This is a genomic window from Collinsella sp. An7, from assembly GCF_002159335.1.
Lineage (GTDB): Bacteria > Actinomycetota > Coriobacteriia > Coriobacteriales > Coriobacteriaceae > Coprousia.
Window position 1 is genome coordinate 1 of sequence record NZ_NFHP01000016.1, and the last position, 11724, is coordinate 11724.

9 protein-coding genes are annotated in these 11724 nt (G+C 66.0%); 3 read left to right on the top strand and 6 right to left on the bottom strand.

Annotated features, from left to right (window positions below; translation table 11 throughout):
• From B5G20_RS10405 to B5G20_RS09980, 4 genes are all read right to left on the bottom strand, one after another.
• Positions 1-211 (bottom strand): hypothetical protein (locus B5G20_RS10405; RefSeq protein ID WP_158094441.1); only part of this gene is annotated, 211 nt, incomplete at its 3' end.
• A 70-nt stretch (positions 212-281) separates the two neighbouring features.
• The gene (locus tag B5G20_RS09970) at positions 282-1526 is read right to left on the bottom strand and encodes an iron-containing alcohol dehydrogenase (protein WP_087356763.1); all 1245 of its coding nucleotides are present in this window, start codon (positions 1524-1526) and stop codon (positions 282-284) included.
• Between the two features lie 12 nt (positions 1527-1538).
• Complete coding sequence (locus tag B5G20_RS09975) at positions 1539-1862, bottom strand: YolD-like family protein (protein ID WP_239286969.1); 324 nt, start codon at positions 1860-1862, stop codon at positions 1539-1541.
• Between the two features lie 169 nt (positions 1863-2031).
• Entirely contained in the window at positions 2032-3591 is a 1560-nt protein-coding gene (locus tag B5G20_RS09980; protein WP_087356764.1) for a DNA repair protein, read from the bottom strand.
• Between the two features lie 221 nt (positions 3592-3812).
• Between B5G20_RS09980 and pgi the strand changes: the two genes are divergently transcribed.
• From pgi to B5G20_RS10665, 3 genes are all read left to right on the top strand, one after another.
• A complete protein-coding gene (gene pgi / locus B5G20_RS09985; protein ID WP_087356765.1) occupies positions 3813-5507 on the top strand; it encodes a glucose-6-phosphate isomerase in 1695 nt (564 codons plus the stop codon).
• A 187-nt stretch (positions 5508-5694) separates the two neighbouring features.
• Entirely contained in the window at positions 5695-6432 is a 738-nt protein-coding gene (locus tag B5G20_RS09990) for a response regulator transcription factor (protein WP_087356766.1), read from the top strand.
• Between the two features lie 211 nt (positions 6433-6643).
• Positions 6644-7888 carry a HAMP domain-containing sensor histidine kinase gene (locus B5G20_RS10665; RefSeq protein WP_343283999.1) on the top strand — a complete coding sequence of 415 codons (1245 nt, stop codon included), beginning with the start codon at positions 6644-6646 and terminating at the stop codon, positions 7886-7888.
• Between the two features lie 116 nt (positions 7889-8004).
• Here B5G20_RS10665 and B5G20_RS10000 read toward each other — a convergent pair whose 3' ends face one another.
• The gene (locus B5G20_RS10000) at positions 8005-8838 is read right to left on the bottom strand and encodes an HAD family hydrolase (protein ID WP_087356768.1); all 834 of its coding nucleotides are present in this window, start codon (positions 8836-8838) and stop codon (positions 8005-8007) included.
• 86 nt (positions 8839-8924) lie between these two features.
• Positions 8925-11657: a DUF3516 domain-containing protein gene (locus B5G20_RS10005; RefSeq protein WP_087356769.1), complete on the bottom strand. Its 2733-nt coding sequence runs from the start codon at positions 11655-11657 to the stop codon at positions 8925-8927.
• Positions 11658-11724: the final 67 nt, after the last annotated feature.

An 11724-nucleotide genomic window follows, 5' to 3' on the forward strand; every position in this document is an offset into this window, starting at 1 on the left:
GCCCCGGACCCTGGGCGAACTCGGCATCACCGCCGATGACATCGACCGCCTCCTCGCGGGCCTCAAGCAGACGCGCGGCGAGCGCTTTGGCACCTTCCGTGAGCTCACGCTCGAGGCCGCACGGGCCAAATCGCTTCGTCGCGGCGCACTCGGTGCGGGGACCGGCGACGGTGCCCGCCGTGCATATCCCCCACACCGTCCCATAGGACATCGCGCGGTACAAGGCCGTCAACGCACGGTTGCACCTACCGTCCGCCCCGCGCGCCGCGACGGGCGGGGCGCTACAGGGCGCTCTCGTAGATGGCCCGCGCGTCCTCGAGCGTGAGCTCACGGAAGGTGCCAAAGCGCTCGCCGCGCGTCTGCTTGAGGCCCGCGAGGAGGCGGTCGATGTCATCGGCGGTGATGCCGAGTTCGCCCAGGGTCCGGGGCATGCCGAGGGAGACGAAGAACCCCTGCAGTTCGTCGATCGCGGCGGTGATGGCATCAGCCTGCGCTCGCTCGGGCGTGACCTCTTCATCAAAGTCTGACAGGTCGTCCACGGCGGGGTCCACCGGCTCGATGCCAAAGACCTCCCGGGCAAAGGTCAGGAACCGCTCCGGATGGGCCGGCCAAACGTAGCGCATCCACGCGGGGAAGATAACGGCAAGGCCCGCCCCGTGCGTGATCTTGGGGTCGAGGGCAGAGAGCTCGTGCTCCATGCCGTGACAGGTCCAGTCGCCATCGCGCTTGCCCGGCACGCCCAACCCGCAACCTGCGATGCCGTTGTGCGCGAGGGTGCCCGTCCACATGAGGTTGGCACGCGCGTCGTAGTCGCGCGGATCGGCCATCACGCGCTCGCCCGCCTCTATTGCCGCTCGGATGAGCCCACAGGCGAGGTAGTCGGTAACGGGCACGGCTGGCTCGCCTGAGAAGAACCGCTCCATCACGTGACTGATCATGTCGATCACGCCAGCTGCCGTTTGATAGGCGGGGAGGGTAACGGTGAGCTCCGGGTCCATCACGGCGAGAACGGGACGGTTGAGGTCGGTATTGAGACCGCATTTCATACCGAGCTCGTCGTTGGAAAGGACGCACGAGTCGGATGCTTCAGACCCGGAGGCCGGGATGGTGAGGACCACATCCACGGGAAGCGCTCGCTCAGGTGCGGCGCGCTTGGAAAAGAGGTCCCATACGTCTCCTGCATAGCAGGCCCCGAGTGCAATGGCCTTGGCCGTGTCGATTACCGAGCCGCCGCCCACGGCAAGAACGGCGTCCACGTTGCCCTCGCTCCGCAGCAGCTCGACGCCCTCGCGCGCGAGCGACACATCGGGGTTGGGGCGCGCACCTCCAAGCTCAAGGTAGGTTACGCCCGCGCGGTCGAGCGATGCGCGGACGCGGTCGAGGGTGCCGGTGCGGACCACCGAACCCTGGCCGTAAACGATGAGCACGCGACGGTGGCCCGCACCAGCGACGGCATCGCCGGTGCGGTCGCACGTGCCGCGACCAAAGACAAAGCGGGTGGGGGAGTAGAAGTTGAAATCGTTCATGGTGTCTCCTTCTTATGAGGGGGTCCCCTGAGTGTACCCCGCGCTCGCCTCAGGGTCCTCGAGGATGGTGAGAGAGCGGAGATCGTCGAGCTTGATGGTGGTCTTGACGATGGATATCGTGCGGTAGATAAGGTCGATGCGGGCAACGCAGCCTGTGGTGGTGACGTAGGCGTCGCGGTCGTAGTGGACCGCGCGCACAATCTGCCCGCGGCGCACGCGGTAGATGGTCTCCGAGAGCTCGCGTGCCTCCTCCTCGGTGAGCTCATGGCGCGGTTCCACGACGCGCTCTTGGGCGTGGACGAGCTCGTAGTACCCCCTGAGCGCCGCAAAGGGCATAAACTGAGCCGCCCGGCCTGCCCGTACACGACCGCTTGCGGTGCGGGCGGGGGCGGACTCGCCTCGCGTTGTGTCGCGCCCCATGCCACACGCCGCGTTCTTGCCGCATGCTCCGGCCCGTATGCCGGCCGCCATGTCGCTTCGTTTAGCGCCGCCCTGCCCCCGCATGTCAGGCATGATGGCCTCCCACCTGCTCGTTGCGCTCCCGTGCGGTGCTTGCCGGGGTGAGGCTTGTGCCCCGCAGAAGTGCATTCTTGCCAAACTTGTCTTTGACGGCGAGCGTCGCCTCGGCGAGACGCCGTTCCCGCTCGTCAGCCGCGGTGTCGCTAAAGAGATCGACAGTTGCAAACTCTTGCGGCATGAGGTTCCCAAAACCGATGTTGATCCGTCGGATCTTTCTGGTGGGGTCGACCGTTTCGCTCCATAGCCGTTCAAAGTAGCCGAGGAGCCGTTTACGCGAGTCGGTCCGCTCGCCGAGCTTGCGCGAGCCGCCCGCATGGCCAAAGGGCGACCGCCCGCCCACGCGCCGCGTCCCGTGCTCGCCCGTAAAGAGTTGCGGGGGCTCGTTGGTCGTGGGCGCTGCGGGGCGCGCGGCGGTCTCGTCGCTTGCCCCACGTACAACGGTCGCACGGGCCCTGTCAGTCGTCGGCCGGCTCTGCCCCAGCGCCTTCGCTCCCGATGTTTTGCTCGGCGACGAACTGCCTGTCGCAGGCGTTGCAAAGAGCGCCCCGTCACCCGGCGCGTCGCCCCGCTCGCGCGCATAACCCACCGAGAGCGAGATGTGGTTCGTCACCTCCCCGCGGCCCACGAGCTCCAGCACCGAGGTATCAACCATCTCGCGCATCACCAGGTGGGCCTCGCGCTCGGTGTAGTCGCGCGGGAGCACCTGTCCGTTAACGTAGGAGGTCTCTGCCGGCCGGTACGCCTGGATTTCGGCGATGGTGGTGGGCTCGCGCCCAAAGGCGTGGTCGATGAGGTATTCCGCGTTGACCCCCAGCTCGCGGTAGAGCACCTCCTCATCGAGCGCTGCCACGCCCATGAGGTCGTAGACGCGGTACTTGGCGAGCCGCGCCGCGATGCCCGGGCCGATGCCCCAGATATCGGTGATGGGCCGGTGCGGCCAGATCTCGCGCCGGAAGCGCTCCTCGTCGAGCACCCCGATATGCGTGCTCACGTGCTTGGCCGTTATGTCGAGCGCCACCTTGGCGAGGAAGAGGTTGGGGCCGATGCCCGCGGTGGCGCAGATATGGTGACGCTCCTCGACGGCGTTCATGAGGCGCCGCGCAAAGGCCTCGGCGCTGAGGCCATAGCGCTTGAGGTAGGGGGTTGCGTCGATGAAGCACTCGTCGATGGAGTAAGGATGAATGTCTGACGGGCTCACAAACTCGAGGTAGGTGCCGTAGATTTGGGCGGAAACCTCCATGTAGTGGCGCATGCGCGGCCGCGCCATGATGGTGGTGGCAAGGATCGGCTCGGGGATTTCAAAGACGCGGCAGCGGTTGCGAATACCGAGCTCTTTGAGTGCCGGAGTGATGGCGAGGCAGATGGTCGAGCGGCCGCGCGAGGGGTCGGCAACCACAAGGCGAGACGTAAAGGGGTCGAGCCCGCGATCGGCGCACTCCACCGAGGCATAGAAGGTCTTGAGGTCGATGCAGAGATATGTGTGCTCCCCAACGGGGCTGCGGTCTTGCTCCTCCTGCGCGCCCAGTGCGCTCACCCACTCGTCCATCTGCTGCACCTCCTAAAAAGAAAACGAATGTTCGTGCAACACATGTTCGATACTATGCTATGATGCAACCAGAGTCAACCGAGAAGTCGCGTCGGGTTGCCTCAATACCGCGGCGGAGCGTCGCGCCTGCTGCGCTAGAATAGACGCGTCTTATGTCATAAGGACGCCGTCGGGCGTCGCGTCCCGGCACCGCGAGGCGCCGGCCGCAAAGGAGGAGCTTTATGTCCACCGTTCCCGCACCGATCGATGCCACCCAGACCCCTGAGTGGACCGCGCTCAAGGCCCATTACGAGGCCCTCCAGAACGAGGGCATCAGCCTCAAGGAGTGGTTCGCCTCCGACCCCCAGCGCGTCGAGAAGCTCACCTTCGATGTGAACGACCTGCGCTTTGACCTCTCCAAGAACCTGGTGACCGACGAGACGGTGGACCTTCTCTGCGATCTCGCCCGCGCCGTCAACCTCGAGGAGCGCCGCGACCAGATGTATGCCGGCGCCCACATCAACACCACCGAGGACCGCGCCGTGCTGCACACCGCCCTGCGTCGCCCCGCCTCGGAGGAGGGCACCATCGTAGTCGATGGTCAGGACGTGGTGGCCGATGTGCGCCATGAGCTCGACCGCATGTACGCCTTTGCGGAGGAAGTCCGCTCCGGCGCGTGGAAGGGCGTAACCGGCAAGCGCATCGAGCATCTCGTCTCGATCGGCATCGGCGGCTCCGACCTCGGCCCGGTCATGGTCTACGAGGCGCTCAAGCCCTTTGCCGACGCCGGGATCGACTGCCGCTACATCTCCAACATCGACCCGAACGACATGGCCGAGAAGGTCAAGGGGCTCGACCCCGAAACCACTCTCGTGATCATCGTCTCCAAGACCTTCACCACGCTCGAGACGCTCACCAACGCGCGCGAGGTCAAGGGGTGGATGCTCGACCAGCTCGCCGCCCAGGGCGCCATCGACGGTACGCCCGAGAGCCGCTCGGAGGCCATCGCCAAGCACTTTGTTGCCGTCTCCACCGCGCTCGACCTCGTGGCCGACTTTGGCATCGACCCCAAGAACGCCTTTGGTTTCTGGAACTGGGTCGGCGGCCGTTATTCGGTGGACTCCGCGGTGGGGCTCTCGCTCATCGTGGTGTACGGCCCGGAGCGCTTTGAGGAGTTCCTCGCCGGCTTCCATGCGATCGACGAGTACTTCCAGAAGACCCCGCTCGAGAAGAACGCCGTCGCCCTCATGGGCCTCTTGAACGTCTGGTACCGCAACTTCTTTGGCGTGGCGAGCCATGCCGTGCTGCCGTACAACCAGTACCTGCACCGCTTCCCGGCCTATCTGCAGCAGCTTACCATGGAGTCCAACGGCAAGCAGGTGCGCTGGGACGGCACGCCCGTGACCTGCGACACCGGCGAGATCTTCTGGGGCGAGCCGGGAACCAACGGCCAGCACGCCTTCTACCAGCTCATCCACCAGGGCACGGCGATGATTCCTGCCGACTTTATCGCCTTTGTGAACACCGAGAACCCCTATACGGACGGCGACCAGGACGTGCACGAGCTCTTCTTGGGGAACTTCCTCGCTCAGACCAAGGCGCTCGCCTTTGGCAAGACGGCCGACGAGGTCCGTGCCGAGGGCACGCCCGAGGAGATCGTCCCGGCGCGTGTCTTTACCGGCAACCGTCCGACCACCTCGATCTTCGGCGACCGCCTGACGGCATACTCGCTCGGCGAGCTCATTGCCGTCTATGAGCACATCACCTTTGTGGAGGGCACCGTCTGGGGAATCGACTCCTACGACCAGTGGGGTGTGGAGCTTGGTAAGAAGCTCGCCAAGGAGATCACCCCGGCTTTCCACGACGACGAGGCGCTCGACGCTCAGGATGCGAGCACGCGCTCGCTCATTGAGTTCTACCGCGCGCACCGCCAGTAACAGGTGAGCGAGGCGGCTCGCGATTGTTCGTCGCGCGCTGCCGTTGTGCCCGCCCGTTGCGATTTGCGGCGACTCGATGCCCCGCCTCTGTACCCACGGAGGCGGGGCATCTTAGGTTTTCCTTTATGTTCTCGCGCGGCGGTCACGCTATGCTGCTGCGCAGGCAGATGGAGTAAGGAGGGTACCGGTGGGGGAGCGCATTGTAGTGGTGGACGATGAGCGCGAAATCTGCGATCTGGTGCGGGTCTACCTCGAGAACGAGGGGTTTGCCGTCGAGAGCTTCTACGACGGAGATGCCGCGCTCGCGCGGCTGGAAGACGCGGGCGCCCCGCGCCCCGACCTCGCGGTCCTCGATGTGATGCTCCCCGGTGCCGATGGCTTTGAGCTATGCCGCAAGATCCGCGAGCGCGCGACCTATCCCGTCATCATGCTGACGGCCAAGGGCGAGGAGGTCGACAAGATTCGCGGGCTCACGCTTGGGGCCGACGACTACGTGACCAAGCCCTTTCTTCCGCTCGAGCTTGTTGCGCGCATCAAGGCGCAGCTCAGGCGCTATAAGCGCTACGGCTCGGAAGAAGACGCCCTAGAAGAGGGGGCTCCTCACTATGGGCGCAAGCCGGGCGAGGTCATTACCTACGCCGGCCTGGTGATGGATATTCCCGCCCATGCCTGCACGCTCAACGAGCGCCCCCTCAACCTCACGCCGACCGAGTTCTCCATCCTGCGTCTTTTGCTGGAGGCCGAGGGCGCTGTGGTCTCGGCACGCGAGCTGTACTGCCAGATCTTTGGTGACGCGTACTACGAGAACGGTTCCGGCTCAATCACGGTGCACATTCGGCATCTGCGCGAGAAGATGGGCGACTCGTTTGAGAACCCTACGTACATCAAGACCGTTTGGGGGTGCGGATACAAGATTGAGCGCTAAGAGAAGCAACCGCCCCGCGCCGCCGGCTGGCGCTGCAGAACCGTTCGACGGCCCAAGCGTGAGCTCGCCGGCGGGCGCCGACAACACCAATGCTACCCCCGACTCTCCTCAAGCGACAGCCGCCGAAGCTACGTCTGCTAACGCGCCCGCCGGGGCCGCTTGGTGGGCCCGTGCCGCCTCGCTCGTAGACCCGCGTGCAACGCGCATGCGCTTGATCACGCTGATCGTGACGGGCGCTGCGGTGGGCATCATGCTCTACGTGCTGCTCTTCCGGTTTGTGGACGATAGCCTCAACGGGGCGTTCGTCGACTGGTTCTTCAACACGTTTGTGTCGACCTGGGAGGTCGACTATCAAACCGGCACAACCTACAACCTCGTTTTCAACCCCACAGGCGCTAAGGAGTTCTTCTTGCGGCTGGGACTCGTCTTTGTCCTCGTGCTGGTGGTAGCGTGTGCGCTCACGGCGCGTTGGTATGCACGTCGGCAGGTAAAGCCTCTGCTCAAGAGCGCGTCTGAGCTCATGGAGTTCTACCTCAAGCACGATGCCGACGCGCGGGAGGTCTTTCCTGCGGGATACGAGGACATCGCCCTCGTAGCCACGGATATCAAGGCCGAGACCGCGGCGCACGAGCGCACGCTCCGCGACGAGGCGCAGCGCAGAAGCGACCTCATCACCTATCTCGCGCATGACCTTAAGACGCCGTTGACCTCGGTCATCGGTTATCTGTCGCTTTTGGACGAGATTCCCGAGATGCCGTGCGAGCAGCGCTGCCGATATGTGGGCATCACGCTCGATAAGGCAAAGCGCCTCGAGCGGCTCATCAACGAGTTCTTCGATATCACGCGCTACAACCTCTCGCATATCGAGCTTGAGGTTGAGCCCGTAGACCTTTCGTACCTGCTCGTGCAGATGGCAGACGAGTTCTACCCGCTCCTTGCGGCGCATGGGAACACCGTTGCGCTGAGCGTCGAGGGGAGGACGGTCTCGGCAGAGGAGCCGGGGCCCGCGCTCATGATCGAGGCTGACCCAGGTCGCCTTGCGCGCGTGCTCAACAACCTGCTTAAAAACGCCATCGCCTACAGCCACGAGGGGACGGAGATCGCGGTGACGGTGGAGCGCGTGGCACGAGAAGCAGCTGTCGGTACCATGCCCCCGTCCCTTTGTACCGATCCGGTGGCGGACGACGGGTCTGTGCCCGGCGCCCAAGCCCACGAGCCCGATGCCGTGCGCATCACCGTGTCCGACGAGGGTGCGACCATCCCGTCGCACAAGCTCAAGGCCATCTTTGACAAGTTCTTCCGGCTGGATGAGGCCCGGGCGAGCGCTACGGGTGGGGCGGGGCTCGGCCTTGCCATCGCGCGCGAGATTGTGGAGCTCCACGGTGGTACCATCGGCGCGGCAAGCGAAGCCGGGCGCACGACCTTTACCGTGGAGCTGCCGCTCAGACAGGGCTAGGGGATAGGGCCAATCAGGCTGGGTTGGCAGACAGTCAGATGGATACACAAAGCGGCCGGATGCGCCTCACAGAAGCGCACCCGGCCGCTTTGTGTATCTGCGTGTTGCTCGCGCTGCTAGGCGCGCTTTGCCGCGAGGATGGTGTCGATGAGCGTGGCCACGCCGCGATCGTTGTTGCTCGGGATCTCATACGTGGCGTGCGCGCGCATGTGCTCGGCGGCGTTGGCCACGATAAAGCTGTGCCCGGCACACTCGAGCATCTCCACGTCGTTGTACGTGTCACCCACCGCGGCAACGTCGGCAAGGCTGATGCCGAGCCGCTCACAGAGGTGCGTTATGCCCGAGCCCTTGTTAACGCCGAGGTTCATGAGGTCGATCCACTCCACGCCCGCGCACGTTACGCTGAGCCGGTCGGAGAACGCCGGCGAGAAGGTCTCATCAAAGACCTGCTTGCTGTTGCGCTGGGGAAAGAAGATCGTGATCTTGTTGGCGTCGACGTCCAGCCCCTCAAAGCTCTCTACGTAATTGATGGTGTGGTAGTAGACATCGATCTCGGGCTCGTAGACGCGGGCGCTCGTGAGCGCATAGGCCTCGTCAAAGGCGCAGAGCACGGGCACGCCCGACCCCTCGGCCAGTGCGGCAAAGAGCACCTCGCGATAGAGCGCAGGATCGATGAGACTCTTGTAGATGAGCTCGCCGCGGTAGATGATCGAGCCGCCGTTATCAGGGCAGAAGGCCATGTCGTGCGCGTGCTCGGGGAACATCGCCTCGAGCGTCGGGCCGGGTCGGCCGCTTGCGGGGCAAAAGACAACGCCGGCCTCGGCGAGTGCGGCGATGCGCTCGGGCATGTGCGGCGGCTGCGACTTGTCATCGGCGAGGAGGGTGAGGTCCATGTCGCAGGCGATGAGCTTGATGGAGGCGAGGCCGGGGTCGGCGGTGTAGCTGAGCATGCGCGTCCTTTCGGTGGTCTGGCTGAAGGCATTGTACCGCCCCACCGGGCGCGCTGTTATGCGGGCGCGCCCGGTCGACGGTCTCTTCACGCCTCGAGCAGCTCCTCGATAAAGCCGACCCGGTAGGTCTTGAAAACGACCTCGCCCTCGGCCTGCGTGGCGTCGAGGTCCACGTCGCCCATGATGCCGAAGTCGCGGTCGCCGCTCTCGTCCGAGAAGATCTGGTGCACGTGCCAGACGTGCTCGGTCTGCTCGTCGGCCTCATCGAGTGAGAAGAACGCCGTCGAGCGCGCGTCGGCATCGGTAAGGATCTCTTCGTGCGCCTCGTGGTAGGCGTCGAGCGCGCGCCTCCAGCGGAGCTCGCCCATGCCCCAGGGCTCGTCAAGCTCGCCGAGCGCCTCGACCCGCCCGGCTGCGGCCAGGCGCACGCGGCGGAAGAGGGCGTTGCGCACGAGCAGCGTCATGCCGCGCCGGTCGGCAACCACCGCGTTCGCCGCGCTTGGCGGGGCGGCGTCGAGCGCGGCAGGGTCGCCCGCGGCGGCCCATTCGTCCACCAGGCTCGAGTCGATCGAGCGCACGAGGAGGCCGAGCCAGCTCACGACCTCGTCGAGCTCGGGCGTGCGCTTGGAGACGGGGACCGTACGGTCGAGCGAGCGGAACGCCTCGGCCAGATAGCGCAGGAGGATGCCCTCGGAGCGCGCGATCTTGTAGCGCTGGATGTAGCCCTTAAAGTCCGAGGCGGTCTCGAGCATGTCGCGCAGGACCGACTTGGGGCTGAGCGCGTAGTCGTTTGCCCAGGGAACCTTGGCGCAGTACTCGGCAAAGGCGGTGTCGAGCAGCTCCTCGAGTGGCTTGGGGTAGGTGACCTCGGCGATGCGCTCAAGGCGCTCTTCGTAGTCCACGCCGTCGGCCTTCATGGCGGCCATCGCGGCGTCGCGTGCGGCGCGCTCCTGGGCGCGGAGCACCTGCTTGGGGTCCTCGAGCGTGGCCTCGACCATCGAGATGAGGTCGAGCATATAGGTCTCGCTCTCGGGGTCGAGGAGCTCAAGCGCCGCAAGCAGGAAAGGCGAGAGCGGCTGGTCGAGGGCAAAGTCCTCGGGTAGGTCGACGGTGAGGGCGTAGTCGCGCTCGGGTTCGGCGTCCGCGGGTGCGTCCCCTGCCGGCGGCACCTCGGTAACCACCACCACGCCCGAGTCGATGAGCGTGGCAAAGATCTCGTCGGCGCGCTGGTAGAGGCGCTCCTTTTCCTCGGGGGTCTGCAGGCTCGACGCGATGAGCTCGCGTACGCGCGCACGCGCGTCCCCGCCGCGCTCGACCATCGAGAGCACCATGGAGTGCGTGATGCGCATGCGGGGTTTGAGTGTCTCGGGCGCAGCGTCGCACAGGTGCTCAAAGGTCTGCTTGTTCCAGGTAACGAATCCCTCGGGCGGCTTCTTGCGCTTGATTTTGCGGAGCTTCTTGGGGTCGCCGCCCGCCTTTGCCACGAGTTTAGCGTTCTCGATTTCGTGCTCGGGCGCCTCGGCGATAACGAGCCCTTCGGTGTCAAAGCCCGCGCGGCCCGCCCGTCCCGCGATCTGGTGAAACTCGCGGGCGCGCAGGCGCCGCATGCGGTAGCCGTCGTACTTGGTAAGGGCCGTGAGCACCACCGTGTGGATGGGCACGTTGATGCCGACGCCGAGCGTGTCGGTGCCGCAGATGACAGGCAGAAGCCCCTGCTGGGCGAGCCGCTCCACCAAGAGGCGGTAGCGCGGGAGCATGCCGGCGTGGTGCACGCCCACCCCGCAGGTGATGAGGCGCTTGAGGATCTTGCCAAACGCGGTGGAGAAGCGCGTGCCGCGCGCCGCCTCCTTGATGGCCTCGCGCTGCTCTTTGGTCGCCACGCCAAAGTTGGCGAGCGCGGTGGCCGAGGCGAGCGCCGCGTCCTGGCTGAAGTGCACGATGTAGAGCGGCGCCTCGCCGCGGCGGAGCGCGAGCTCGACCGTCCCCTCGAGGGCGGTGTCTACGTACTCAAAGGCGAGCGGCACCGGGCGCGGCGCATCGGCCACGGTGTCGACGGTGCGCCCCGTGCGTTCCTCGAGTGCGTGGGCGATGGCGGTGGTGTCGCCCAGCGTGGCGCTCATGAGCATAAACTGCGTGTGGGGGAGGGTGAGCAGCGGCACCTGCCAAGCCCAGCCGCGGTCGGGGTCGGCAAAGTAATGGAACTCGTCCATGGCAACGGTGCCCACATCGGTCTCGTCGCCCTCGCGCAGCGCCTGGTTGGCGAGGATCTCGGCCGTGCAGCAGATGACGGGCGCGGCCGTGTTGATGTGCGTGTCGCCGGTGATCATGCCGACGTTGTCGCGGCCGAGCACGTCCACGAGGTCGAAGAACTTCTCCGAGACGAGTGCCTTGATGGGCGCGGTGTAGTAGGCGCGGTGACCCTGCGCCATGGCCAGGAAGAGCTGGCCGAGCGCGACGAGCGACTTGCCCGAGCCGGTGGGCGTGCCAAGGATGACGTGGTCGCCCGCGGCGAGGTCCATGAGGGCCTCCTCTTGGTGCGGCCAGAGCTCGATGCCGCGGGCGTCGCACCACCCGAGGAAACGCTCGAAGGCCTCGTCCGCCGTGAGCCAGGGCTCGGGTTCGGAACCGTCCTCGGGCTCGTACCAACTGGGGGAGAGCGCACCGAGCGACCCGGGGGCGGCCGGCTCGGCGGTGCCGCCGCCGGCAAAGGAGCTCGCGGAGCTGCGCGCGCCGAGGGGCGCGCCCGTTGCCGGCTCGGACACGGCGGCGGACGCGCCGGTAGATGCGGTGGATGATGTTGTTGCGGCGTGGTCGGACATGCGCGGGACTCCCCTCGGCCGGTGGTTCGCCCTCCATTATGGCAGACCGTGCGGGCGGGCGCGGGGC

Bases quoted from the DNA above. Each gene is read 5' to 3' on its own strand.
- B5G20_RS10005 (WP_087356769.1), bottom strand. From the start codon at position 11,657: ATGTCCGACCACGCCGCAACAACATCATCCACCGCATCTACCGGCGCG.
- B5G20_RS09975 (WP_239286969.1), bottom strand. From the start codon at position 1,862: ATGCCCTTTGCGGCGCTCAGGGGGTACTACGAGCTCGTCCACGCCCAA.
- B5G20_RS09980 (WP_087356764.1), bottom strand. From the start codon at position 3,591: ATGGACGAGTGGGTGAGCGCACTGGGCGCGCAGGAGGAGCAAGACCGC.
- B5G20_RS09970 (WP_087356763.1), bottom strand. From the start codon at position 1,526: ATGAACGATTTCAACTTCTACTCCCCCACCCGCTTTGTCTTTGGTCGC.
- B5G20_RS10000 (WP_087356768.1), bottom strand. From the start codon at position 8,838: ATGCTCAGCTACACCGCCGACCCCGGCCTCGCCTCCATCAAGCTCATC.
- pgi (WP_087356765.1), top strand. From the start codon at position 3,813: ATGTCCACCGTTCCCGCACCGATCGATGCCACCCAGACCCCTGAGTGG.